Source organism: Thermotoga petrophila RKU-1 (genome assembly GCF_000016785.1).
GTDB lineage: Bacteria > Thermotogota > Thermotogae > Thermotogales > Thermotogaceae > Thermotoga > Thermotoga petrophila.
Genome location: NC_009486.1, coordinates 1,195,717 through 1,221,197, shown reverse-complemented (window position 1 = coordinate 1,221,197; position 25,481 = coordinate 1,195,717). Strand labels below are relative to the sequence as shown.

Sequence of the window (25,481 nt, the reverse complement as noted above, 5' to 3'; positions counted from 1 at the left end):
TTCGATTATTCGAATTGAAAAAACCAAAAATTTTGAATTTCGCCCCTCTCGTCTCTCCTCGTTCTTTCGATTATTCGAATTGAAAAAACCTCGTACGGAATCACCTCTGAAAGCCTTGCCGAAGCAAACTCCATCATATCAGAAAATTCCTTTTCTGTTTCTATGAAGCCTATCAATAGATAAAACGACGGTTTTTTCCCTTCAATTTGAGTTTTTTCTTCTGCCTCCAGTTTGACTGATACTTCTCTCAAACTTATCAGGTTGTAGACGAATATCGCCTTTCTGAGATAACGCTTGGCTTTGAAGGTTTCTCTGAGCGTACTGTAGAATTTGTAAAATGTTTCATAAACCAGAGCAAGTGTGAGATTTGAGGAGTTTTCGACATTTTCCCTTTCAAGTTCGAGGAGAAATTCTTCGAAGCCTTCTGGATCCAGTTTTGCTAACTTTTCCGCAAAAACGTAAGCGATTTCTTCGTTGAAAAACTTCTGGGGAGTCTCAAGCCTTTCTTTCCAGATTTTCAAGAATTCTGAATCATCCTTTGCAAGAACCATCCTTTTGAAGAAGTCGAATCCGAATCTATCGAACTCGGGCTCATCTTTTTCCAGGAGCCTTTTGGCGGATTCAATGTCTCCAGAAAACAGGTAATTTATGACCAGCCCTCTGAGTGCTCTTCTCTCTATTCCATGTTTTTCTTCCAGTTCGAGTTCTGTTCTGAAAACTTCTTCTGCTTTCTGAAAGTCTTTCCTGTGAATGTGGTAGAGCCCTTCGAGGAAATAGGTGTAAGAAAGAATAGGTGCGTTTTCAAAAAGTCTTGCCTGTTTTCTAAGCCTCTCAAGCTGAACAAAGAAGTTTGTTATTTTTCCCTCATAGAGCAAGCTCCATGTCAAGTTGCTTTCGTCCACAATAGAAAGCGATGGATCTATTTTTCTTGAAAGTTCTAATGAGTGATTGAAATAGTAGTTACTCATCGCTCTCGTTCTTGAAAGAAGTCCCAAAGCTCTGTAACCCATCACTTGAAGATCGAGAAAACCTTCCGAGGAAGCGATGTTCATCATATCTTTCAATGTTTCGCGATCTTCAGTCAAGGAGAAGAGCTCGTAGAGAAGATGAGCTTTCAGATAAAGCCTTTCTTTTGTGGAGAAATCTTTCTCTTTGAGCTCTCTTTTGATAATGTTGAGAATTTCCTGGGGGACTTTTTTTCCTGCTCTTCTGCAGGAACGGGAAAGAACGACGAGATTGTAGAGATCATAATAAGACAGCGAGCCTTTTTGCAAGATTGAGTTGATATCTGCTTCTCCGAGAGTTTTGAACCTTCGAAAGTGGAAGTTCTCCTTTTCTGTACCCAGAGGATCTATCCTGAAAACGAGCTTCATCTTCAGGCTTTCTATGGAATAATATGACTTTTTGAAGGATTCTTCCAGTCTTTTCAGATATTCAATGAGTGACCTGGTTTTTTCGTAATCCCAGAAGTGTTTTCTCACGTATCTCAACACGTAGAAGAATCTTAATTTCGGATCTTCCAGAGATAGGGCGTGTTTTATTGCGAGGTCGTCCGGGAGATTTTCGAACAGTTTTTCGTGGAGTTCTTTCTTTTTGATCTCTGAAAGCTTATTGTAGTAGTATTTCCAGAATTCTCTAAGTGTGAATCTGTAGAGCCCTTCTTCTGTCGTTATCACACCAGAATCGTACGCAGACATCAAAGTATCATGGTAGTCTTTTCCTGTTATCTTTTCAAGAACATTCAATTCACTTCCAGTGAACTTCTGTCCCAGAACGCTCAGTTCTCTGATTTCTACGGAATCCAGCTCTCGAAGAAGAGGTTTGAAGATTCCAACAATGTTGTCTCTGAGATTGGATTTGTTGAAGAATTTCAATAGTTCCACCATGTATCCTGGTAGTCCTTTACTGAGACTGTGCATTAGTTTTACCTGATCTTCACTGGTCTTTCCAAACGCTCTCTCGAGAAAGATCTGAGTCTCTTCGAGTGTGAAAGGAGGGAGTCTGTACACCCTGTGAAAGAACCGAAAAACCTTTGTGGAAGTCGTCAAAACGATTATTCTGGTACTGGTAGTGAGTCCAAAAAACTCCTCAAGAAACGATAGCAAGTCCGAACCTTCGAGCAGGTCGTCGATTAAAATCACTTTTTTTTGACCGTCATCGAACTTTGTGAGAAGATCGAGTTCATCTGAAGCGTCGTACCATACGCGGAGGTCTTCGAGAGAAGAAATCTGATGAATCAGGTATCCTTCCTCTCTTAACTCATCAACGAGAACAGAGGCGAGTTTCGTCTTTCCCACTCTCTGTTCACCTGTGATCAAAATGAAGAGAGGAAATTTTTGAGCGGCTTCTATGTCTCTTTTTATCAATATTTCTTCCTTCCTGTGAATGTAAGGAATTCTGATTTCTTTGGACTCAAAAGAGAACTCTCTGTCCTCCAAATGAGGTTCTATTCCGTGAATTTTCAAAAAACGTCTGCACACTTCTTCAGTTGCCTGGGGGGTTTTCTTTTTCGAAAAAACAACGCCTTTCACATCCTCAGAAAGGTCCGAGATGAGCGCGGGAATCAAAAAAACACCGTCGTTCACCAATACGTCGTCCATCCCGAGCGCGGGAATAGTAACGCCCGCTCTCGAGAGGAAGCGAAACAACCTGAAAAGCTGCTTTGCGACCTGTTCACTCAAATTTTCGAGAGGTGCAAGGTTGTGGTAGTAGGGATAGAACAGCAGGAACTTTCCTTCAGAGATTTTCAACTTTTCAGGCAGTAGAACATTTGGTAACTTGAAACGTTTCAATTTCGCGTATTCGTTGAAGAAGAAAGATCTATCCACGGGAACTCTAACGATTTTCAAAACTTGATCTTCACCGTCATCTTCTATGAGAAATTCATCCCCCCAGTACGTTTCCCTCAGAAATTTTTTCACTCTCACTTTCCACACCTTCTTTGAACTTCTTCAAGAGATGATTTATAACCTTAGGAATCACTTCTTCTATTTTCTCCCCCTCAAAGGTCACCCCCGCCGCTCGCGGGTGCCCTCCTCCTCCAAGCTCGAAGGCAACCTCGTTTACATTGAACCAATCTTTTGATCTCATGCTGACGTGTATTTTACCACGTGGGAACTCCATGAAGAGCACAGCCACTTCCACACCCCTTATAGAACGAAGCTCCCCAACGAATCCCGCACTGTCCTCATCGGTGCAGTTGTGTTTGAGATATGTGTCGTAGTCAATGTAAGAATAGGCTATCTTCCCATCTTCGAGCAGTTGAAGCCTTTCAAGGACTTCAGCGAACAATTTAAACTGTTCGAATCTTTTGTTCTCCAGGATTTCTTTGGCAACAAAATGGGCATCTGCTCCCATCTTCACCAGTTTGTAGGCGTCTTCGAACACTCTGACATCTGCGTTGGAGTGCCTGAAGAACCCTGTGTCGGTTGCGATCCCAAGGTAGTTCAGAGTGGCAAGCTTCGAATCATACTCTACACCGAGTGCTTCGTTGATTCTGAATATCATCTGAGCGGTGGCCGCAAAGGATGGATCCACCCAGTTCCAGTTTCCGAATTTCACGTTCGTTGAATGGTGATCGATAACAACAGAAGGAACCTTATCCAGGAAATCCTGGAACTTTCCGATTCTGTCGGGAGAAGAGACATCAACCACCACAAGAAGTTCCGGATCAAAATTCAGATTCTCTTCTATTTTATCTATGTGAGGGAATTTCTCGAATACGTAAGGAATTTTGTAATCTACAGCAGCCTTCACTTCTTTTCCTAATTTTTCCAGTCCGAGTGTGAGGCTCAGAACGGAACTCACACAATCACCATCGGGCATTATGTGTCCTACAACGAGTATTTTATCGTGTCGGGAAAGCACTTTGACGATCTCGTCCACTTAGAACACCTCCACTGTAGTGGTGAGAGCTTTTTCTATTTTACCCTGTGCCATTTTCGTTGTTCTCACCACTTCTTCGTGTGACAGCCTTCCGTGGGTGATACCAGCCGCCATGTTCGTCACGCAAGAAAACACAATCGCTTTTAACCCACAATGTTTTGCAGCGATCACTTCTGGAACGGTTGACATTCCAACAAGATCGGCTCCGAGCTTTTCAAAGGTGCGTATTTCAGCTGGCGTTTCGTAACTTGGCCCAAGAACACCGATGTAAACTCCTACCTTCAGGCCGAGTCTTTCCTGGATTTTCCTCGCCCATTCAGGATCAACAACCGAGGACATATCAGGAAACCTTGGACCTATTCTTTCATCGTTGGGGCCTCTGAGAGGATTTCTGAACATGAAGTTTATTATGTCTCTCACCAGAATGATTTCTCCAGGTTTGTACTCCGGATTTATCGCACCGGCAGCGTTTGTTACAACCACACCTTTCACTCCCATGTACTTTGCCACATACACAGGAAAAGCTACCGTTGCTGGATCGTGGCCCTCATAAAGGTGAAACCTTCCTGCCATGATCATAACAGGCCTGTCGCTTATTCTTCCAAAAACAAGTTTCCCGCTGTGGCCTTCCACGGTAGGTTGTGGGAAGTGAGGAATATCTTTATAATCTATAGTAACAGGGTCTCCCACTTTTTCTATGAAAGACCCAAAACCGGATCCCAGGATGATCAAAATCTCCGGTGAAAGGTTCGTTCTTTCACTTATAAACGTCCTTGCTTCTTCGATCTTTTTCATCATAACTTGTGATCACCTCCACGTAACTATTCTACTATAAAGCGAGGTGTTGATGGTGTATCCCAGGCTTCTGATAAATCTAAAAGAGATAGAAGAAAACGCAAAAAAAGTAGTCGAAATGGCCTCCAGAAGAGGTATAGAAATAGTCGGTGTTACCAAGGTAACCCTTGGTGATCCCCGTTTTGCGGAAACGCTCAGGAAAGCGGGTATCAAGATACTGGGTGAGTCCAGGATAAAGAACGTTCTCAGAATGAAAAAAGCGGGAATCGAGGGACCGTTCATGCTCCTGAGACTTCCCATGATGAGTGAACTTGTTGAAGATGTGAGGCACTTCGATTACATCATGGTCTCCGATCCTGATGTGGCAAAGAAAGTGGATGAGCTCTCCAGAGAGATAAAGAGAAACGTGAAGATCATATATATGATAGATGTGGGAGATCTCAGGGAAGGTGTCTGGTTTGAGAAAGCCGTTGAAGAAATTGCTCAATGCAAAGGGACCAACGTTGTGGGAATTGGTGCCAATTTTGGATGCTACGGTGGTATCATACCAACGAGAGAAAAGTTTGAAATCCTGCTCGATATAAAGGAAAAGCTGGAAAAAAATCACGGATTCAACATAGAGATAGTCTCCGGTGGAAACACTCCGGCGCTCTACGCACTGGAGAACGACGAGATCCCTGAAGGAATAAACCAGCTCAGGATAGGAGAAGCCATTGTTCTGGGAAGGGACATAACGAACAATCGAGTCATAGACTGGCTTTCTCAGGACACCTTTCTGATCGAGGCTGAAGTGATAGAGGTGAAGGAGAAACAATCCGTTCCTCTTGGAAAGAAGGGACTCGATGTCTTTGGAAGGAAGATTGAGTTCGTGGACAGGGGCATAAGGAAGAGAGCGATCTGCGCTCTTGGAGAGCAAGATATAGACAGCAGAGGTCTCATTCCCGTGGACAAAGGAGTTGAGGTACTGCACGCTTCGAGCGATCATATCGTCCTCGATGTTACGGATTTTGGAGATGTGAAAGTCGGTGACGTGTTCAGGTTCAGAATGACTTACTCCTGTCTTTTGAAGGCTATGACTTCTCCATTCGTGGAGAAGGTGTATGAACCCTCAATTTGAGGGGAAAGTCTTAATACGAGGAGGAAGCGGTTTTGAACGAAAAAAAACTCGTTGAAGCCCTCAAAAGGAAAGAAGACTGGGCATACGAGATTCTATACAGAGAATTCGCTCCAAAAATAGGAAGTATAGCAAAGAGCTTTTTGAACACCGACGATGTGGATGATGTTGTTCAGGATGTTTTTTTGAGGATTTTCAAAGGGATAAAGAAATTCAGAGGCGATTCGAAGCTCTCTACGTGGATCTACAGGATAGCCGTGAATGTCTGTAAGGACTATCTTCAGAAGTACAAGAAGAGAAACGAGTTTTTGACGGATTTCCAGGAGAAAGACAACGAAGAGGAAATCTACATCCAGCCGGAAGCGAAAGAGGATGTGTTCGATGAAGTGCTTCGATCGATCACTGCTGAGAGGGTTCAAAAGGCTCTGGAAAAGCTCTCACCGGAGGACAGGCTGCTCATAAAACTGAGGGATATAGACGGGTTGAGCTATGAAGAAATAGCGTCCGTTTTGCAAAAACCTGTTGGAACTGTGAAAAGCCGTCTTCACTACGCAAGAAAGAGGCTGGGAAACTTGCTGAAAGAGGGTGGAACTGTTGAAAGATGACAGATTGAACAGGATTCTTGACGGTGAAGAACCCATAGAGGGGCTTCCTGAGGAACTCCTCAGAGATTACCGAATCTACAGAGAAGCTATCACTCTCTTCAGAATACGATGCGAGTACGTTCCAAGTGAACGTCTGATGAGGAAGATCATGAAAAAAAGGCGGAAGAAACTTGTTCTTTCAACAGTTTTCGCTGGGATCGCAGTTTCCCTGCTGCTTCTTTCTGTAGTCCTCGACATTTTCCCGGTTTCTCCGTCTCGAAAAGTTGTTCAAAAACAAAATCCTGTTGTTAAAGAGTTAATAGATTACATAAAAACAGTGGAAGTAGTGAGCGATGGATGGTGATAGTGTGAAAAAATACGTTCTGGTAGTTTTGTTTTTCCTCGCAGCCACGATTTTTGCACTACCTGAAATCGTGGAAAAATGGATGTACGCAAACTATTACGCGAAGAGGATAATGGTTGAAATTGGTTTGAAAAGCCGTTTCAGATACGAAGAGGTGTACAAGTGGGGAGCAGACAAGATGGTTCTGGTACACGAACCCGTCAGTGTGAACTGGGTGAGACTGGGTCAGAGCTGTTACATGGGATCCGGTACCACCTTGAAGAGATCTCCCATGCTCATTCTCGATCTTGAGGATCTTGCCTTCAAAGAGATTCTGCAGGGAAGAGATCTGAAAATTGAAGAAACAAACGAAGGGTACGAGATATACATTCATGACACGGGAGAATACCGCGTGCTTCTCTCATCCGATGGGTTTCCAAAAGAGATCGAAAGAAACTACATGGACACGAAGAGCAAGCTGATTTACGAAGAAGTGAAACCACTTTCTGCCGATAAGAATGAAATTTTGAAAGACTACACTCTTGTGGACTCTGGAGTGGAATTTCCAAAAGAACTGGTTGACATCCTGAGTAACTTTCGTTTCCTCATAATCAGAGAAGGAACATCGGGGCTCGAGATAGAAGGTATCTACAAAAACGGTCAGAAGGTAGAGATATTCATAGGAAACGACCTTCCAAAGGGTGGTTTGCAAATCAGCATCAACGGGCTCAAGATAGCCATCGTTGCCGATGAAAAAACTCTTGAGGAGATAAAGGTGATTCTTGGACAATGAGAGCGCTCATAGTGGACGGTTACATAGACGAACCTGCCGCTTTCGGTGTCCCACCTTATGTGAGTCCGTACATCAGGTACCTCGCAGGTGCACTTGTGGTTCATGATGTAGAAGTCGATTATGTCACCATAGACAGGATGAGAAAGGAATCACTCTGGGAAATTGCGAACGAATACGACTTTCTTTTTGTTTTTGGTGGAATCACCGTGCCAGGTCGATACAAGGGCGGAACACCTCTCACCCTTTCAGAGCTTCAGAGGATTCTCAGCATCACAAGAAGGCCCACCAAAATAGTGGGAGGCCCAATAGTTGGGGGATATTCACTCAGAGGGGGATCTGTGGCAAGACGATTTGACATACAGGCGGATTATCTGGTGAGTGGAGATATGGAGGCTTTTGTAGTCTCCTATTTTCGAGGTGTACCCGATCCAGAGGCAAAAAGCGATTATGAGCTGATCGATGCGGTGGCACCTTATGGGGCCGTTGTCCTTGAGAAACATCCGAACTTTCCGCATGTCATATGCGAAATAGAAGTCTCGAGGGGTTGTGAAAGAAGAACGTTCTGTTCTTTTTGTACAGAGCCGCTTCTCCACGGAAGGTTGAAATCTCGAGATGTACAGGCCATACTGAAAGAGATAGAGTCCCTCTACAGAGCTGGATGCAGAGCATTTCGCTTCGGAAGGGCTGCAAATATCTTGGCGTTTGGATCTGACAGAAACGGAGGGAAGCCTTCCCCAGAGATCTTGGAAGAGCTGTACTCGGGTACCAGAGAAGTAGCTCCTCATCTGGAAGTTCTCCACACAGACAACGCCAACCCATCCTACCTTGTTACATACGAAAAGGAATGTAGAAAGATAGTTGAAACCATTGTCAGATACAACACACCAGGTGATGTGTTCTCCTTTGGAGTGGAGTCCTTCGACGAAAATGTTCTGAAGAAGAACAACGTTCAGGGTTCGCCGGAAGAGTTTTTGAAAGCCATCGCTGTTGTGAATGAGATAGGTGGAGTGCGGGTAGATGGAATACCAAAACTCCTTCCCGGTGTGAATCTGATCTTCGGTCTTCCGGGGGAAACGGAAGAAACCCTCAAAAAGAATTATTCATATCTGAAGCGCATTCTCGATGAAGGTTATCTTCTGAGAAGGATAAACATCAGAAAACTTCTCGCCTATCCGGGAACTCCGGTATACGAGTATCTGAAGAATAAAAAGCACAGAATCAAAAGCCATCTTCATGAACAATGGAAAAGAAAAATAAGAGAAGAGATAGATCGTGAAATGCTGAAGAGAGTCTTCCCTGCCGGCACTGTTCTAAAAAAGGTGATAGTTGAGTACAGAGAAGGAAAAACCTCTTTTGGAAGACAGCTGGGGAGTTATCCAATACTCGTCGGCATTCCGGGAAATCACAGCGGTGTGCTGGACGTGGTTGTAGTTTCCCATGGCGAACGATCGGTGACTGCCCTGCCTTACCCTTCCTTCATAAACTCCATGTCACTGGAAGAACTCACAGCGATCCCAGGGATTGGAAGTGCCCTCGCCAGAAAGATCATCTTGAATCGTCCCTTCAGAAGCTGGGAAGATCTCAAGAAAGTAGTTCCCGCCGAGACAGTGAACTTTCTCAGAAAGCTTGGCATTTCTTTACAGCAGGTGTAAAATATACTCGGGTGAGGGATATGAAGACCGTTAGACAGGAAAGATTGAAGTCTATCGTAAGGATTCTCGAGAGATCAAAAGAACCCGTCAGTGGAGCTCAGCTGGCAGAAGAACTCAGTGTGAGTCGGCAGGTAATTGTCCAGGATATCGCCTACTTGAGAAGTCTTGGTTACAACATCGTGGCCACGCCAAGGGGATACGTGCTTGCGGGTGGAAAATCCGGAGTCTCGAGGCTTGTAGCTGTGAAGCACGCGCCAGAAGAGATAAAAGAAGAATTACTCTGTGTGGTGAGAAACGGTGGAAGAATAGTCGATGTGATTGTGGAACATCCGGTTTACGGTGAAATAAGAGGTATCATCGATGTTTCCTCCGAGGAAGAGGTCTTGAAATTTGTAAACTTGATGGAGATGGCAAAGACAGAACCTCTCTTAACTCTCTCTGGAGGAGTTCATCTTCACACCATAGAGGCACCGGATGAAGAAACAATGGAAAGAATCATGAGAGAGCTGAAGAAAAAAGGTTTCCTGATAGAGGAGGGATAAAAGATGAGAATAGACGAAATAGTTGAAAAATACGTGGACAGAAAAACTCAGAGAAGGTTTCTCATCCTCACTTCTATCGCCTGGATGTTCGACGCTGCCGGTGTTATGCTTCTTTCTTTTGTGCTTCCTTACGTGATAAAGGAATGGAATCTCACCTCTACTCAGGGAGCTACCATAGCGAGTGCTACCTTCCTTGGAATGCTTTTTGGAGCGCTTTCTGTGGGGTTCGTGGCTGACCTTCTTGGAAGGAAAGTTTCCAATCTGTTCTTTTTCATCGTAACGATCACCTTCACTTTTCTGTCCGGCTTTTCCTCATCGTTCGAAACTCTTTTAGTTCTGAGAGGCCTTTCGGGTTTTGGGTATGGAGGCTTGATGCCTTCGTTCAACGCGTATCTTGCAGAATTCACGAGTATCAGACTCAGGGGAAGGTATCTTGTGCTTCTGGAGTCGAGCTGGGCGGTTGGGAGTATACTGATAGGACTCTTCGCAGTGAATGTTCTCCCGAACTGGAGATGGGTCTTCTGGATCTTCTCCATCGGGTACCTTTTTGTTCCGGTGTTTCTTAGGATGCCCGAAACTCCAAAGTACGCGTTTTTGAAGGGTGGAAAAGAAGCGCTGGAAAGGTCTCTGGGTAAAAGAGTGGAGGAAGAGGTGGAGCTTCCAAAAAAAGAGAAAGTTCCCATCCTGGCTCTTTTGAAGAGGGAACATTTGAAAGACACAGTTGTGATCTGGATAGCGTGGTTCGTTGTGAGCTTCGTGTATTACGCTCTGTTCACCTGGGCTCCCAGGATCTTCTCCTCGCTGGGTGTGAGTGTTGTCAAATCTTCCTGGTTCACATTCTACATGATGGTGGCACAGCTTCCCGGGTACCTTTCGGCAGCCTACTTCATAGAAAAATGGGGAAGAAAGGCTTCTCTTGGTGTTTACTTCATAGGAACAGGACTTGTCGCTCTGCTGTGGGCCAACGTGAGAGGAGATGCTTCGCTTCTTGCAGCTGCTTTGGTCCTTTCTTTCTTCTGTCTTGGAGTGTGGGGACTGGTCTATGCCTACACACCGGAGCTGTATCCCACGCCGCTCAGGGGGACTGGAAACGGAGCAGCGGGAGTATGGGCAAGGATAGCGGGTATAATAGCTCCTTACTACACAGGCTTCATGATGGAGAAAGGAAAAAGCATCGCGGAAACCCTCGCATGGATCTCCGCGATGGCAATGTTTGCCGGTGTGATCGTTCTGATGTTTGGAAGAGAAACAAAGGGGAAATACGTGGATTAATCTGGAACAACGGTGCTTCCCACGTCTTCTCCCTTCAGCGCTTTCAGAAGAGTTCCTGGTTCGAAGAAATTGATCACTTTCACTGTGATCCCAAGCTTCTTACACAGTGCGAAGGCTTCGGCGTCCATGACCTTGAGCCCCATTTTCATCGCTTCTGAGAACGTGAGATGAGGGATCTTCTTAGCATCGGGAAATTTCTTTGGGTCTTTATCGTACACACCATCCACTTTTGTGGCTTTCACCACCAGTTTTGCTTTCATCTCCTGGGCTCTCAGAACGGCTGCCGTGTCCGTTGTGAAAAATGGATTGCTCGTACCTCCAGCGAAGATCAGAATGCTGTTTTCTCTTAGGGCAGATTCTATAGAATCGTAGTTCACCCTTTCCACATCCGGAAGATTCACTATCTGTGAATAAATTCGAGCTTTCAATCCGGATCTTTCGAAGATGTCTTTCAAATATACGGAATTCATCACCGTCCCGAGAAGACCGATCTGATCGGCCCTTGCCATGGTGAGATTCTTCAGCTCGACACCCCTGAAAAGATTTCCTGCTCCCACAACGATACCTATTTTGAAACCCTCTTCAACGACGCTTTTGATCTCTGTAACTATATAGTTCACCCTTTCTGGATCGAAGCCTCTGCCTCCTTCTCCCGAGAGTGCTTCCCCACTCAGCTTCACCAGTACTCTCATGATCCATACCTCCAAAAAAAGGGTGAGCCTTTCGCTCACCCTTGTTTATGTGTATTGTTGATCAATCTTCATAGCCCTCTCCTATCTCGTATCTTGTAAACCTTGAAACCCTTATGTTTTCTCCTGTTTTCGCTATGAGTTCGTTTATGAGATCTTTTACCTTTTTTGTATCGTCGAATATGTAGGTCTGTTCGTAGAGACACACCTGTTCGAAGTATTTTTCAAGCTTTCCTTCCACGATCTTTTCAACGATGTTTTCAGGTTTATCCTTGATCTGGGCCCTGTAGATTTCTTTCTCTTTCTCTATGACTTCTGCGGGAACGTCCTCTCTCCTGACGTACAGAGGCTTCATCGCGGCAACCTGTTTTGCGAGATTGTAGGCGAGTTCTTTGAACTCATCGGTTCGCGCCACGAAATCTGTTTCGCAATTCATTTCGAGCAGAACACCTATTCTTCCGTTGAAATGAACGTAAGCAACGATGATTCCTTCTTTGGTAGTTCTTCCGGCTTTCTTTTCTGCTGTTGCAGCACCCTTTTTTCTGAGAATCTCCACCGCTTTTTCCATATCACCGCCGGCTTCTTCGAGGGCTTTTTTACAATCCAGAATACCTGCTCCCGTCATCTCTCTGAGCTTTTTGATTAGGTCCATGGATATTTCCATGTCACTTTCCTCCTTTCTTGGTCTTCGCCTTGATCTCGTAAGAATTTGGATCATGCCAGCCATAATCCAGGTTCAGTTTTACTTTGAATTCCTTCTGGAGCTTTTTTATATCTTCCCTTTTGAAGTATCCAGACATGTTCGGATGAACTTTCAATGTTACTTCCTCAAAATTCTTCAATTTTTTCAAATCTTCTCTGATCCTCTTGAGCAGGATCTTTTGAGAAAGCACCTTCCCTGTTCCCGAACACACGGGGCACCGGGTGAAAAGAAGTGTATCCAGAGGTCTTGTCGTTCTTTTTCTTGTTATTTCCAGAAGCCCAAGATTTGTGAATCCAAAGATTTCGATTCTTGTTCCGTCTCTTTTTGCAACCTCTTTGAATCGTGAAAGAAGCTTTTCATAACTCTTCGGATCTTTCTGCTTTATGAAATCTATTACCACGATTCCTCCAATGTTTCTGAGTATCAACTGACGAACGATTTCTTCGATGGCCTCCATGTTCGTTTTCAAAGCGAGTTCCTCCTGGTTTTCAGCGTCTGTGTAGCTTTCCGAGTTTACATCTATGACGGTGAGTGCTTCTGTTCGATCTATGACGATGTTTCCGCCACTTTTCAATTGAACGGTGCGAGAAAGGAGTTTTTTCATACGTTCGTAAACAGAGAATTTTTCAAACAAATCACCTTCTACGTACTCGAGTTCCGGCTTTTTTGGAAGATTTTGAAGATATTTCTGCAAAGTCTCAAGGAGTGATCTATTGTTGTAAATCAACCTGTCTATCTTCGAATTCACCTTTTCTTTGATGATCTGTTCTACAGGGTCTTCTTCGTGTAGCAATTTCGGTTTTCTCGACCTTCTGAACTTTTGAAGTACCTGGTTCCATTTTTCTAATGCCCTTTCAAAATTCTTTATGATCTCCTCTTCGTCCACACCTTCTGCTGCTGTTCTCACTATTACACCGACACCGTGTCTCTTCCTCAGAGAAAAAGCTGTAGTTCTCAACCTACGCCTTTCCGAAGCATCTTCTATCTTTCTTGAGACACCTATCACTTTTTTGAAAGGAAATATGACAACGAATCTATCGGCTATTCCTATCTGAGTTGTTACCTGAGGTCCTTTTTTCCCCGAAGCATCCTTTTTTACCTGTACGAGTATCTTCTGACCCTCTTTCACTTCCTGTTCTTTCAGAATAGTTTCCCTGTAGACCTCGTTTATCTCACTGAGTTTCAAAAAGGCGTTCCTGCCCTTTCCAATCTTCACGAAAGCCGCTTCGAGTCCTGGTACGATTTTTTCGATCTTTCCAAGGTAAATTTTCCCCGCGATCGTTTCTATCTCATCAAAAAAGATCTCTTCGAGTTCACCATCGTCCATTACAGCGTAGGACAGACTGTCTGGTTGAACATTAAGGAGAAATTCTCTTATATCCTTGACACCTCCGGTTTACTCTGCCATCTCAATGAGATGAATGTTTCCGTTTTCGTCTCTGTAGAGAAGATTTATTTCACCAGTGTTGACGTTTCTGAAAACGAGGAATCGGTGGTTCAACTCATCCATCTGCATGACTGCTTCATCGAGATCGAGGTTGAGAAGAGAAACTCTTTTTATCGAAGAAATCTTATCGGATGGAGAAAATTCACCGTGTTCTTCAAGAGGTGTTTCAGTGGGTATAGACTTTCTATGGGAGTGGTTCTTCAGCCTTTCTTTCAGTTTTTTCACCTGTTTTTCCAGAGCATCCGAGGCGAAGTCTATCGCGGTGTAAATGTCCGGATGCCTTTCTTCCACATTGATGATGTTCCCTTTCAGATTCATATTGAACTTAACCACGTATTGATTCTTTCCATCTTTTTCTATTCTCACGTCAAAGGAGACGAGTTCATCATCGTAGATCACTCTGTCAACTTTATCGAGCCTTTTTTCCAGATAGTTCTTGATGGCTTCGGAAATCTCTACACCCTTTCCCGTTATCCTGTACTCCATAAAAGCACCTCCCTTACAGTATGAATACACCTGCTCCGAACATCTTGGGACCAGAATGAACAGCAAGGGTGGGAGGCAATCTCACGATGTCCACCCTTTCGATGTGTTCGTCTTTCAGTTTTTCTTCTATTTCAAGAACGATCTCCTTCATTTCTTCCCCGGCATAAACAAGTCCCAGCATTTTTCTTCCGTCTATTTTCAGGTCCTGAACAATTTTCTCTACAACATTCTTTAAGCCACGTTTTTTCGCCACCACTTTGAGTTCTCCATCTTCAATGCTCAGAATGGGGTGTATCTTTACGAGATTTCCGAGCATTCCTTTATCGTCTTTACCCTTCCGCTCTTCATGAGATAATCGAATTCCAGCACTGAGAATCGGATCTTTATTCTTTCGTTTACCTCCTGAACGACTTTTTCAAGATCTTCTCTGCCGTCTTTCACTGCTTCCATGAGTTTTAAAAGAACGTACCCCGCTCCTATGGAAAGCTGCTTAGTATCAATCACTCTGAACGTCACCGACGGGAACTCTTCTTTTAGACGTTCAGTTACACTCTTCATCACATTATAAAAAGCGCTCAGCTTCGAAGATAGATGAACGCAGTATATACGGGTACAACCTTCAGAAATTATATCACGAAGCACCCTCTCCATTTCAAGCGGAGAGGGGACGGCTGTTCTGAAGTTTTTTGCCTTTCCAAAAAGACTGTAAAAAGTTTCTTTATCGATGTCTACGTCGTCTGTGTACTCTTTATCGTCGATGTAGACCTTTATACCGATCGTTCTTACAGGAAACGGAAGTTCCCAATTGCCAACTGTGACAGCGCTGTCTATAACGAAGACTGGAAGAATCGTCTCACCCTTTCCACTCTTTCCCTTGCTTCCATGAATCTATCAGGGGAGATGTCTTCTTCTCTTCCGGCTTCTTCCGTGATTATGATCACATCTTTTCCATCGCAGAGCAAAAAACCACCCGCAACTTTCAGATGGTATTCATCATCACCCGATTTTATTTTTACATCGCACACGGAGAGCTGGGTTACTATGGGAGCCCTCCTGGGGAGGATTCCCATGGATCCTTCCACCGTTCTGAAAGAAATGAAGTCGCTTTCTCTGTCGTACACGATCCCATAGGGTGTAACGATTTTTACCTTCACATTTTCAACTCCTCATTTCTTTTGCTCTTTCTTTAACTTCGTCGATGTTTCCGGCCATGAGAAACGCCTGTTCAGGTACATCGTCGAGTTTTCCGTCGAGAATCTCCTTGAATCCTCTAATTGTTTCTTCAATGGGTACGTATCTTCCAGGACGACCTGTGAACCTTTCTGCTACGTGGAACGGCTGGCTGAGGAACCTTTGAATTCTTCTGGCACGGTGAACCACAAGTTTGTCTTCCGGAGAGAGTTCCTCCACACCGAGTATGGCGATAATATCCTGAAGGTCCTTGTATCTCTGAAGAACTTCCTGAACACCTCTTGCCACTTCGTAATGCTCTCTTCCAACGATCGCTGGATCCAGAATTTTCGAGGAGGAGTCGAGAGGATCAACCGCCGGGTAAAGTCCAAGTTCTGCTATTCTTCGTGACAGAACCACAGTGGCATCAAGATGGGCGAAGGTGGTTGCCGGTGCCGGGTCGGTTATGTCGTCCGCAGGAACGTATATGGCCTGAACGGATGTGATGGAACCTCTCCTCGTCGAAGTGATTCTCTCCTGAAGTTCTCCCATATCGGTTGCGAGGGTGGGCTGATATCCCACAGCAGACGGCATTCTTCCGAGAAGTGCCGAGACTTCACTTCCAGCTTGGACAAACCTGAATATGTTGTCTATGAAGAGAAGAACGTCTCTTCCTTCTACGTCTCTGAAGTACTCAGCGATGGTGAGGGCGGTAAGAGCCACTCTGAACCTTGCTCCCGGGGGCTCGTTCATCTGGCCAAAAACGAGAACGGTGTTTCCAAGAACTCCGCTTTCCTGCATTTCGAGCCAGAGTTCGTTACCTTCTCTTGTTCTCTCCCCGACACCTGCGAACACTGAAAATCCCTTGTGTTCTATTGCGATGTTTCTGATGAGTTCCATAACGAGCACGGTCTTTCCAACGCCCGCTCCTCCGAAGAAACCGATCTTTCCGCCCTTTGGGAACGGAGCGAGAAGATCGATCACCTTTATACCGGTCTCGAGGATTTCTATCTCTGTGGATTGTTCCACAAGCTCAGGGGCTGGTCTGTGAATGGGCCATCTTTCTTTGGCTTTTATTTCTCCTGCTTCGTCGACAGGTTCACCTATCACGTTCAGGATCCTTCCAAGGACTTCTTTCCCCACAGGTGCTGTTATGGGAGCTCCTGTATCTACCACTTCCAGACCTTTGGTTAAACCGTCTGTTGAATCCATAGCCACCGTTCTAACAACTCCATCGCCGATGAGCTGCTCCACCTCGAGCACTACCTTCTGCCCCGTTTGGGGATTTACAACTTCGAGGGCGTTGTATATATCCGGGAGTTCCTCTTCGGGAAATTTCACGTCCACAACAGGTCCCATAATACTCACAATGAATCCTTTCGAACCCTTTGCCATGCCATATCACCTCATTTTTCTATTTCCTTCAGAGCTTCTGCTCCCGTAACGATCTCTATGAGTTCCTGGGTGATCGAAGCCTGACGCGCTTTGTTGTACGCCAGTGTCAGCTCCCTGATCACTTCCTGGGCGTTGTCTGTGGCGTTCTTCATGGCGTTCTGTCTTGCGTAGTATTCTCCTATCTTCGTCTGAAACATGAGTTCCATGAGTGTGGCCGAGAGATAGTAATGAAAGATCAGCGGAGCAATTTGCTCTAGGCGTGGTTCGTATTCGAAGTCTTCTCTCTTTTTTTCTTCCTTTTTGATGGGAAGAAGTTCGTGCACTTCTGGCCTCTGTATAAGAACGTTTTTGAATCGGCTGAAAATCACTCTGACTCTCGCGGGTTTCCCATCGAGAAAATTGAGAATATCTTCCACGATCGTAGAGCCGTTTCTAAAGTCGGGTATTTCGTAGAATCTGTCGTACATTTTCAACACTTTTCCGTCCTTGAAATGGTTTATGGCTTTGAGACCTACGAGTATGAGGTGTGGATCCCTGGATTCGGAGATCACTCTTTCTGCCTCTCTCAAGATTTCACTGTTGAAGGAACCACACAGTCCCATATCGCTTGTTATCACCACGATCAGGTCTCTGTTCCCTTCTTCAAAAAAGATCGGATCGAGAGATTCCGCTGGAACCAGCGCCCACAATCTTTTCACTTCGTCGTAGAAGGGCTTGAATTTTTGATACTCCGACTCTATTTTTCTCACCTTTGCGCGCGCTACCATCTCCATAGCGCGCGTGATCTTCATCAGTGATTGTGTTGCGTTTATCTTTCTCTTTATCTGTAGCATTCGACCTCTACTCATTGCACATCACACCCTGAAAGTGGTTTTGAATTCTTCAATGGCTTTCTTGAGTTTTTCCTCCGTTTCCGAAGTCAGTTCTTTCTTCGTCTTTATGTCGTCGAGGATATCCTGGTGCTTTTCGTGCATGAATCTGAGAAATTCCTTCTCGAATCTTCTGACTTCTTCCACCGGGAGATCATCGAGGTATCCCCTGACACCTGCGAAGAGAACGACGACCTGCTCTTCAACGGGCATAGGACTGTACTGTTCCTGTTTCAGAAGTTCCATGAGCCTCTGTCCTCTTATGATCTGGGCTCTGGTAGCTGGATCCAGTTCTGTGGCAAACTGAGCGAACGTTTCGAGTTCTCTGTACTGTGCAAGATCAATTCTCAACATACCGGCGACCTGCTTCATTGCTTTTATCTGCGCAGATCCTCCAACCCTGGAAACGGACAGACCAACGTTGATAGCAGGTCTCTGACCGGCGTAGAACAATCCGGGCTCGAGGTATATCTGACCGTCAGTGATGGATATCACGTTCGTTGGAATGTAGGCGGATATATCGTTCGCCTGAGTTTCAACGATGGGTAGAGCCGTGAGGGATCCTCCACCGAGTTTGTCGTTCAGTCTGACGGCCCTCTCAAGGAGTCTGGAGTGTAGATAGAAGATGTCCCCAGGATAAGCCTCTCTTCCCGGGGGCCTTCTCATGAGAAGTGAGAGCTGTCTGTAGGCGACGGCGTGCTTCGAAAGATCGTCATAGACCACGAGGGCATCCCTTCCGGAATATGCGAAGTACTCTCCCATGGCACAGCCCGCGTACGGTGCTATGTACTGGAGAGATGCCGGGTCGGAAGCGGAGGCCACAACCACCGTTGTGTACTCCATGGCTCCGTACTGTCTGAGTTTATCGATGATCCTTGCAATAGCGGACTTTTTCTGACCTATCGCCACGTAAATGCAGTACACACCCTGTCCTTTCTGGTTGATGATGGTGTCTATAGCGATGGCCGTTTTTCCCGTCTGCCTATCTCCTATGATCAGCTCTCTTTGGCCTCTCCCGATGGGAATCATGGAGTCGATCGCCTTTATTCCTGTCTGGAGAGGTGTATCGACGGGTTTCCTGTAGATGACACCGGGGGCTTTTATTTCTATCGGTCTGAAGTTCTTTGCGTTTATTGGGCCCTTTCCATCGAGCGGTTCTCCGAGCGGATTGACCACCCTACCGAGGAGCTCTTCTCCAACCGGTACTTCTATGATCCTTTTCAATCTTCTGACGGTGTGACCCTCTTTTATATCTTTGTATTCACCGAGTATGATGATACCAACGTTGTCCTCTTCCAGATTGAAGGCGACTCCTTTGACTCCAGTTTCGACGAATTCCACGAGCTCACTCACCATCACTTTATTCAACCCGTACGCACGGGCTATACCGTCTCCAACCTGGATGACCTTACCAGTGTCTTCGAGATCGATCTTCTCCTCGAAACTTTTTATCTTCTCTTCGAGAACCTTCGTGATTTCTCCAGGATTTATCCTCAACTCATCTCACCCCTTTTGAGGGCTTCTCGGGCGATTCTTTTCAGTCTGCCCTGAACCGTCGTGTCCAGTCTGAATCCTTCGAATTCAACGAGAGCACCCGCTATGAGAGATTCGTCGATGGAAATATCGAAAACAGGATCCTTGAGAGCGTACTTTCTGACGAACTTTCTGAGGAGAGAAAGTTCTTCATCTTCTGGGCTGTGGGCTATCGATAGATTTGCCGGAACTTTCTGCTCCGACAGGATCTTCTCGTACTCGAACAGATCCCTGATGTTTCTCAGAAGTTTCTGTCTTTTTCTCTCAAACACGAGCGTTAAAAATCGTTCCTGAAACTCATCCATTTCCTGGCCGAAACTTTTCATTATCTCTTTTATGAGAGAAATCTTCTTTTCTGGTTTCAAGATGGGATTGTCAAACAGTTCCCTGCTTGATTCGTAAATCTGGCACACAAGATCCAGGAATCTCAGGTATTCCTCTTCTTTTTCTTTTTCTATTGCAACGTTTAAAAGTGCTCTGGCGTACCTTCCCGCCACCGCAGAGAACCTCATGACTTTTCTATCTCCTCTTTGAGGATTTTGACGAGATACTCTCTTCTTGCTCTTTCATCCTGAAACACCTTTTGGAGAAGCTTGGTAGCGAGTATCACGGAGAGTTCCGCTGCTCTTTCCTGAACCTGTTCCAGAGCCTTTTTGTATTCAACTTCTATCTGTGTTTTTGCGGACTCTACGATGTTCTGCGCTTCTTTCTTTGCCTTTTCACGAGCTTCTTCAACAATCGCTTCGGCTTCTTTTCTGGCACTTTCTACGATTTCGTCTGCTCTCTGCCTTGCTTCGGAGAGAAATCTCTCGGCTTCAGATCTCATCTTTTCGGCTTCTTCCTTCAGTTGCTCAGCGCTTTTCAGGTCCTCTTCCACCTTTTTTCTTCTCTTCTCCGCCATCTCAATGAACGGTGTGTAGAGGAATTTGTTTAGAAAATACACCATGAGAACGAAGAGCATCAGCATTGCCGCTGAGGTCCAGTTTATCTCCAGAAAGCCCAAAGTTCTCCCCTCCTCACACCACGAGGAGGATCATGAAGGCTATGAGAAGAGAGTATATACCCGTTGTTTCGGCAACGGCGTCGGCAAGAAGCATCCTCGTGGTGATGGTACCGACCATTTCAGGTTGTCTCGCCATGGCGTCCATCGCGTGGGCTCCTATGTTACCTTCTCCTATTCCAGGACCGATGGCTCCTATTCCCATACATAGTCCTGCACCGAGATATTTTCCAAGAAGCGCCAGTCCCTGAGCGAGATCTCCAAGATTTTCCATCTTTGACCCCTCCTTACGAAAGTTGTGAACTGATGTATGCAACTGCGAGCATACTGAACACGAACGCCTGTACCAGACCAACGAAGATACCGAAGAATCCCCAGAAAATGATGGGAGCGAAGAAGTACTTCGTCATGTAAGAGAGGATGTAAACGAGTATTGCTCCACCTCCTATATTACCAAACAACCTCAGAGAATGGGAGATGGGTTTTGCCAGTTCGCCGATGAGGTTTATAGGGAACATAACCGGATTTGGATAGAACCAGGACTTCAGCCACTCTTTGAATCCCTTGGACTTTATGGCGAAAGCATGGCTGATGATGAGGACCATGACGGCGTAGGTGAGATTGGTGTTTAGGTCTCCTGTTGGTGCCGGCCAGGTGTCGTTGAAGAGTACTACTTTCTGAACAGCTCCAGTTTCATCGGCGACCACACTCACGCCCGGCACCGCTCCACCTATTATGTTCGAGATGGTGATGAAGAGGAAAAGTGTGGTTGCGACTACAAAAGTGGGTTTCACGAATCGCTTATCTGGGATCGATTCGTCAACGATCTCGTAAAACATCTCGAGGATCGACTCCATGAAAGCCTGCTTTCTGTTTGGAATCATTTCGAACTTTCTCAGTCTGTACGCGAGCACTATTAGAAAGATCGCTATAGCCGTTCCAACGATGATGGTCATGGGATTGATCCTGAAGCCGTTTATATCCACAATCCACCTTTTACCGAGACCACCGAAGATCTCTTCCATGGGTGTCCGTTTCAGCTGCTGGATGTTCAAGACGGCGACGAGAACGTAGAGGGAAATGAAGACAGCGAGAAATATTTTCTCTTTTTTTGAAAACGTGATCTTCAATCCGTCCACCTCCAGGCTATGAAAGAGACTATCTTCAAATTCATCAAACCAAAGAAAACTCCCAGAAGAGTTTCAAAAGACACAAGACCACCCAGAAGAAGAAGCGCCGCGCTGAAGGTGTATCTTCCCAAGTATCCAAAGACCCATCCCTTTGTGGTTCCCCTGGAAGCCATCTTTTCTATGTCGTTTTTCAAAGAAAAGAGATTCAGTACAGCTCCTGCACTTCCAAGGAGTGGGCTCCAGCTCTTTTCGAAGCCACTTATCAAGCCAAAAACGAGTGCTTCAACCATTCCCATTATCATTATCGTCACTGCCATCTTTTTCGTTAACCTTTTCACTTTTATCATACCTCTCAGTTTCTTTCAAAAGAATTTTGAAACCGTTATAGAAACCTGAAACAATTCCTAAAATTATGAAAATAAACAGTAAAATCCCATTTTTGAAGGTCCATTTGTCCAGATAATACCCGATCAAAGCACCGACAACGATGTTCGAAGCCAGAGTCGTTATGAACATAACGACTATGTTGTATTTTCCAAAGTCCCTGAAAAGATTTCTGGAAATAGGCATCACCCTCCGCTCTTCACTGAAAGATGAAGATCGAAATCCTCTTCCGAAAAGACAGAGATCGGAAGTTTCAAAATAACACCAAAACTCTTTATTTTGAGATCTCTTCCACTCACCACAGTTGGCGGGGTGATATCCACATGTTTTCCCAAGTGTTCGAGTTTCATCGCCAGCTTCCCGGCTGTCATGTTTCCAAGTTCTCCTATCGCGCTCAGAGCGAGTTCATCGAGTTGATTGTATTCCATTCCACCCATCATAGCGGAAACAACTTTCAGTGCCGTCTCCGACGAAAAAGAATAGATCAGACTGCCTTCTATTCCACCTGTTATTCCAATGACGGTTACCAGCGAGTGGGGAATCTCTATGTGTGATACGGTGCTGGGTTTTCCTGTTTTCGGCTCTATCCCCAGAACATCTCTGATGGTTTCATAAACCGATCCAATGAGGGCGTTCACGATTCTTGCATCCACAGATAACACCTCCTCACGACCATGTTTTGCCGATGGTTACATCCACTTCGAGCGGCACTGAAAGCTTTACCACATTCGTCATTCTGTCTTTCACCAGCTCGACGAGCGCGTCCTTTTCCTCATTGGGCACTTCAAAAACCAGTTCGTCGTGGACCTGTATGATCATCTTCGATCTCATTTTTCTTTCTTTCAGTTCCCTGTCTATTTCTATCATAGCCAGCTTTATTATATCCGCTGCTGTACCCTGTATGGGAGTGTTTATGGCAATTCGTTCTCCTTCAGCCTGTGTGTTCCTGTCCCGGGCCATGAGCTGTGGTATGTCTCTTTTTCTTCCAAACAGCGTTCTAACATAGCCTTTTTCTTTCGCTTCCGATACGACCCTCTGAATGTAATCGCGCACCTTTGGGTAGAGGACGAAGTAGTTGACGATCATCTTTTCTGCTTCTTTCACAGGTACCCCAAGCCTCACAGACAGACCATAAGGTGTTACTCCGTATATGATGGAAAAATTCACCATTTTACCGGCGCGGCGCATCTCTTCAGTTACCTCTTCGGGTTTCACGTTGAATATTCTGGAAGCTGTTAGAGTGTGGACGTCGATGCCCTCTTCGAATGCCCTCAAAAGATTCTCATCACCACTGAGATGGGCAAGAATCCTCAGTTCTATCTGGGAGTAGTCGGCGCTGACGATCCACCAGTTTGGATCCTGAGGAACTATCGCTTTCCTGATTTCTTTTCCCTCTTCGCTTTTCGTCGGGAGGTTCTGAAGGTTGGGATCGCTGCTGCTGAGTCTTCCAGTGGCAGTCCCCGTTTGATTGAAAGAAGCATGAATTCTTCCGGTCTTTGGGTTGACCATCTTGGGGAGGGCGTCTATGTAGGTTGATTTCAATTTCTGTATCTTTCTGTATTCGAGAATCAGAGGAATGATTTCGTGTTCACCGGCAAGTTCCTCGAGGACTTCTATGCGTGTTGAGTAGTCTCCCGTTTTCGTCGTTTTACCACGTGGTTTTATGCCGAGTTTTTCAAAGAGGATCCTTGAAACCTGTTTCGGTGAGTTTATGTTGAACGGTTCTCCAGCTATCCTGTATATTTCCTCTGCCAGTTCTTCGAGTTTTTTTCCGTACTCTTCTGAGAGTTTCTTCAGGAACTCTGTGTCCACGTACACACCGTTCAGTTCCATCCGTGCAAGCACGCTTACAAGAGGCATTTCTATCTTGTAGAACACGTTCTCCAGATCTGCCTCGTGGAGTTTTAAGCTCAGGGTCTTGTAGAGCCTGTAGGTGATGTCTGCATCTTCACAGGAATAGTTCGCTGCTTTTTCCAGAGGAACATCGACAAAACTGAAACCAAACAGCGGTGAGGAGAAAGACATGAGTTCCTGGTAGGAAGTCATTTTGTAACCGAGAAATTTAAGTGCGAGATCGTCCAGATTGAATTTTTTTTCGTTCGGTTCAATAAGGTAAGCCGCTATCATCGTGTCGAAGTGAGGAGGGACAGGTTCTATACCCTTTACCATCAAAACCTTGTAGTCGAATTTCAGATTCTGACCAACGATCTTTGCTCCAGGATCCTCCAGGATTTCTTTTAGCTTTTTCAAGACCTCTTTTTCATCCAGGTTCTGGGCGTTTCTGTGATGGAGTGGTATGTAGTACGCTTCCTTCGGTTTGAATGACAAGGAAATACCAGCAATGTCGCATTCGAAGGGATCGAGGGAAGACGTTTCAAGATCTATGGCAAACGAAGGGGTTTCTTTCAGCTTCTCTACGAGTTTTTCAAATTCCACCGGATCTTTCACTATTCTGTATCCAACAGGTTCGGACTCTTCGTACAGTTGGAGTTCCTTCATGATGGATGCGAATTCCAGTTCTTTCAAGAGTGACAGGAGTTTCTCTCTGTCGTGGCCCTGGTAGCGAAGTTCTTCCCAGTTTATTTCGATGGGAACGTTTGTTTCCAGAATCGCCAGCTTTTTGCTGAGAATGGCACTTTCTCTGTCCCGAAGCATGGTTTTTCTCGTCTTTTGAGGAAGTTCGTGAATATGATTCAGGATGTCTTCGAGGTCTCTGTATTTCTCGAGGAGCTGAACGGCCGTTTTTTCACCTATCCCGGTCACACCGGGGATGTTGTCTATTTCGTCTCCGGTTAGAGCCAGAAGATCGGGAATCTGATGGGGTTCAACACCGTATTTTTCCTTCACCTTCTGTGCATCGTAAAGTTCCAGGTCGGAGATCCCTTTTACGATTCGCCACACCTTGATCTTTTCGTTCACAAGCTGAAGCATATCTTTGTCACCAGTCACTATGAATATCTCGTCGAAAAGCGAAAGCCCCTTCACAGCCAGAGTGGCAATTATATCGTCTGCTTCGTATCCCTCTATCTCCAGCACCTTCATTCCAAGCGCTTCAACAAGTCTTTTTATGTACGGAAGTTGCTGGATCAGGAGATCCGGAGTCTTTGGTCTTTGAGCCTTGTAAGTCTCGAGGAGCTTGTGCCTGAAGGTAGCAGCTCTTTTGTCGAAAGCCACAGCAGCGTAGTCTTTCCCGACGATGATATGGTCTTTGATGAATCTCACCAGCATCCTCGCCACACCGTACGTGGCGTTTGTGGGAATGCCGGCGGAGGTGGAAAGCGATCTATCGAGCGCATAATACGCTCTGTAAGCCAGAGCGGTTCCATCAAAGAGAAATAGCCTCGCCATTTTTCTCCATCTCCCTCAGCTCTTCAAGGAAGCCAACAGCTCTTCTCAGGTGTGGTATCACGATGGAGCCACCAACCACAAGAGCGATGTCAAGGGCTTCGAATATCTCCTCGTCGCTCGCTCCCTCCTGAACACACCTCACGAGGTGGTACCTTATACAATCATCGCACCTGAGCACCGTGGATGCTACGAGCCCCATCAGTTCTTTGGTTTTCACATCGAGTTTTCCAGGCCTGTAAACAGCGGAGTCGAGGTTGAAAAATCTTTTTGTGTTCAGGGTTCCACGGGATATCACTTTCTCGTTCAGCTCTCTTCTTGTTTCTACAAACTTTTTGTACTCCACGGTT

Annotated in this window: 27 protein-coding genes and 1 pseudogene; 7 read left to right on the top strand and 21 right to left on the bottom strand. The window is 45.4% G+C overall.

Features of this window, described 5'->3' with window-relative positions:
• Positions 1-5: 5 nt before the first annotated feature.
• From TPET_RS06095 to TPET_RS06085, 3 genes are read right to left on the bottom strand one after another with little or no spacing between them, the layout of a single operon-like run.
• The gene (locus TPET_RS06095; protein ID WP_238374292.1) at positions 6-2,927 is read right to left on the bottom strand and encodes an nSTAND3 domain-containing NTPase; all 2,922 of its coding nucleotides are present in this window, start codon (positions 2,925-2,927) and stop codon (positions 6-8) included.
• On the bottom strand, positions 2,884-3,885 hold the full coding sequence (locus TPET_RS06090) for a DHH family phosphoesterase (RefSeq protein ID WP_011943715.1): 1,002 nt from the start codon (positions 3,883-3,885) through the stop codon (positions 2,884-2,886). The genes TPET_RS06095 and TPET_RS06090 overlap by 44 nt, the downstream gene beginning before the upstream one ends.
• A complete protein-coding gene (locus tag TPET_RS06085; RefSeq protein WP_011943714.1) occupies positions 3,886-4,683 on the bottom strand; it encodes a purine nucleoside phosphorylase I, inosine and guanosine-specific in 798 nt (265 codons plus the stop codon).
• 49 nt (positions 4,684-4,732) lie between these two features.
• Here TPET_RS06085 and TPET_RS06080 point away from each other — a divergent pair, with 49 nt between their 5' ends.
• The 7 genes from TPET_RS06080 to TPET_RS06050 are packed head-to-tail and all read left to right on the top strand — an operon-like array spanning position 4,733 to position 10,980.
• The gene (locus TPET_RS06080; RefSeq protein ID WP_048810874.1) at positions 4,733-5,797 is read left to right on the top strand and encodes a lysine racemase; all 1,065 of its coding nucleotides are present in this window, start codon (positions 4,733-4,735) and stop codon (positions 5,795-5,797) included.
• Between the two features lie 32 nt (positions 5,798-5,829).
• Positions 5,830-6,399 carry an RNA polymerase sigma factor gene (locus TPET_RS06075; protein WP_011943712.1) on the top strand — a complete coding sequence of 190 codons (570 nt, stop codon included), beginning with the start codon at positions 5,830-5,832 and terminating at the stop codon, positions 6,397-6,399.
• Positions 6,380-6,742, top strand: coding sequence for a hypothetical protein (locus tag TPET_RS06070; protein ID WP_148186790.1), 363 nt, complete (start codon positions 6,380-6,382; stop codon positions 6,740-6,742). Before TPET_RS06075 ends, TPET_RS06070 begins: the two co-directional genes overlap by 20 nt.
• Complete coding sequence (locus TPET_RS06065) at positions 6,732-7,514, top strand: hypothetical protein (protein WP_038052698.1); 783 nt, start codon at positions 6,732-6,734, stop codon at positions 7,512-7,514. Before TPET_RS06070 ends, TPET_RS06065 begins: the two co-directional genes overlap by 11 nt.
• Positions 7,511-9,166 carry a radical SAM protein gene (locus TPET_RS06060; protein ID WP_011943709.1) on the top strand — a complete coding sequence of 552 codons (1,656 nt, stop codon included), beginning with the start codon at positions 7,511-7,513 and terminating at the stop codon, positions 9,164-9,166. The genes TPET_RS06065 and TPET_RS06060 overlap by 4 nt, the downstream gene beginning before the upstream one ends.
• Positions 9,167-9,186: 20 nt before the next feature.
• On the top strand, positions 9,187-9,708 hold the full coding sequence (locus TPET_RS06055; RefSeq protein WP_008194872.1) for a transcription repressor NadR: 522 nt from the start codon (positions 9,187-9,189) through the stop codon (positions 9,706-9,708).
• A gap of 3 nt (positions 9,709-9,711) precedes the next feature.
• Positions 9,712-10,980, top strand: coding sequence for an MFS transporter (locus TPET_RS06050; protein ID WP_011943708.1), 1,269 nt, complete (start codon positions 9,712-9,714; stop codon positions 10,978-10,980).
• Here TPET_RS06050 and pyrH read toward each other — a convergent pair.
• From pyrH to TPET_RS05960, 18 genes and pseudogenes are all read right to left on the bottom strand, one after another.
• Positions 10,977-11,672, bottom strand: coding sequence for a UMP kinase (pyrH, locus tag TPET_RS06045; RefSeq protein ID WP_011943707.1), 696 nt, complete (start codon positions 11,670-11,672; stop codon positions 10,977-10,979). The two genes, TPET_RS06050 and pyrH, sit on opposite strands and share 4 nt — an antisense overlap.
• A gap of 61 nt (positions 11,673-11,733) precedes the next feature.
• Positions 11,734-12,333, bottom strand: coding sequence for a translation elongation factor Ts (gene tsf / locus TPET_RS06040; protein ID WP_011943706.1), 600 nt, complete (start codon positions 12,331-12,333; stop codon positions 11,734-11,736).
• 1 nt (position 12,334) lies between these two features.
• Positions 12,335-13,699, bottom strand: a complete 1,365-nt coding sequence (locus TPET_RS06035) for an Rne/Rng family ribonuclease (RefSeq protein ID WP_011943705.1) — start codon at positions 13,697-13,699, stop codon at positions 12,335-12,337.
• Positions 13,700-13,768: 69 nt separating this feature from the next.
• Positions 13,769-14,305 carry a ribosome hibernation-promoting factor, HPF/YfiA family gene (hpf, locus tag TPET_RS06030; RefSeq protein WP_011943704.1) on the bottom strand — a complete coding sequence of 179 codons (537 nt, stop codon included), beginning with the start codon at positions 14,303-14,305 and terminating at the stop codon, positions 13,769-13,771.
• 13 nt (positions 14,306-14,318) lie between these two features.
• Positions 14,319-15,136, bottom strand: a pseudogene (locus tag TPET_RS06025) (DegV family protein).
• Positions 15,133-15,459, bottom strand: a complete 327-nt coding sequence (locus TPET_RS06020) for a F0F1 ATP synthase subunit epsilon (protein WP_004082057.1) — start codon at positions 15,457-15,459, stop codon at positions 15,133-15,135. The pseudogene TPET_RS06025 and the gene TPET_RS06020 overlap by 4 nt, the downstream one beginning before the upstream one ends.
• Before the next feature lie 4 nt (positions 15,460-15,463).
• Positions 15,464-16,870: a F0F1 ATP synthase subunit beta gene (gene atpD / locus TPET_RS06015; protein ID WP_004082059.1), complete on the bottom strand. Its 1,407-nt coding sequence runs from the start codon at positions 16,868-16,870 to the stop codon at positions 15,464-15,466.
• 11 nt (positions 16,871-16,881) lie between these two features.
• A complete protein-coding gene (gene atpG, locus TPET_RS06010) occupies positions 16,882-17,703 on the bottom strand; it encodes an ATP synthase F1 subunit gamma (RefSeq protein WP_004082062.1) in 822 nt (273 codons plus the stop codon).
• A gap of 21 nt (positions 17,704-17,724) precedes the next feature.
• Complete coding sequence (gene atpA / locus TPET_RS06005) at positions 17,725-19,236, bottom strand: F0F1 ATP synthase subunit alpha (RefSeq protein ID WP_004082064.1); 1,512 nt, start codon at positions 19,234-19,236, stop codon at positions 17,725-17,727.
• Complete coding sequence (locus TPET_RS06000; protein WP_004082066.1) at positions 19,233-19,784, bottom strand: F0F1 ATP synthase subunit delta; 552 nt, start codon at positions 19,782-19,784, stop codon at positions 19,233-19,235. The genes atpA and TPET_RS06000 overlap by 4 nt, the downstream gene beginning before the upstream one ends.
• On the bottom strand, positions 19,781-20,275 hold the full coding sequence (atpF, locus tag TPET_RS05995; RefSeq protein WP_004082072.1) for a F0F1 ATP synthase subunit B: 495 nt from the start codon (positions 20,273-20,275) through the stop codon (positions 19,781-19,783). The genes TPET_RS06000 and atpF overlap by 4 nt, the downstream gene beginning before the upstream one ends.
• A gap of 13 nt (positions 20,276-20,288) precedes the next feature.
• Positions 20,289-20,546, bottom strand: a complete 258-nt coding sequence (locus TPET_RS05990) for a F0F1 ATP synthase subunit C (RefSeq protein ID WP_004082074.1) — start codon at positions 20,544-20,546, stop codon at positions 20,289-20,291.
• 13 nt (positions 20,547-20,559) lie between these two features.
• On the bottom strand, positions 20,560-21,402 hold the full coding sequence (gene atpB, locus TPET_RS05985; RefSeq protein WP_004082076.1) for a F0F1 ATP synthase subunit A: 843 nt from the start codon (positions 21,400-21,402) through the stop codon (positions 20,560-20,562).
• Positions 21,399-21,749, bottom strand: a complete 351-nt coding sequence (locus TPET_RS05980) for an ATP synthase subunit I (protein ID WP_010865371.1) — start codon at positions 21,747-21,749, stop codon at positions 21,399-21,401. The genes atpB and TPET_RS05980 overlap by 4 nt, the downstream gene beginning before the upstream one ends.
• The gene (locus TPET_RS05975; protein WP_004082080.1) at positions 21,685-21,972 is read right to left on the bottom strand and encodes an AtpZ/AtpI family protein; all 288 of its coding nucleotides are present in this window, start codon (positions 21,970-21,972) and stop codon (positions 21,685-21,687) included. The genes TPET_RS05980 and TPET_RS05975 overlap by 65 nt, the downstream gene beginning before the upstream one ends.
• On the bottom strand, positions 21,972-22,439 hold the full coding sequence (locus TPET_RS05970; RefSeq protein ID WP_004082082.1) for a chemotaxis protein CheX: 468 nt from the start codon (positions 22,437-22,439) through the stop codon (positions 21,972-21,974). Before TPET_RS05970 ends, TPET_RS05975 begins: the two co-directional genes overlap by 1 nt.
• Positions 22,440-22,452: 13 nt before the next feature.
• The gene (polA, locus tag TPET_RS05965) at positions 22,453-25,134 is read right to left on the bottom strand and encodes a DNA polymerase I (protein ID WP_011943700.1); all 2,682 of its coding nucleotides are present in this window, start codon (positions 25,132-25,134) and stop codon (positions 22,453-22,455) included.
• Positions 25,112-25,477 carry a carboxymuconolactone decarboxylase family protein gene (locus tag TPET_RS05960; RefSeq protein ID WP_011943699.1) on the bottom strand — a complete coding sequence of 122 codons (366 nt, stop codon included), beginning with the start codon at positions 25,475-25,477 and terminating at the stop codon, positions 25,112-25,114. The genes polA and TPET_RS05960 overlap by 23 nt, the downstream gene beginning before the upstream one ends.
• Positions 25,478-25,481 lie beyond the last annotated feature (4 nt).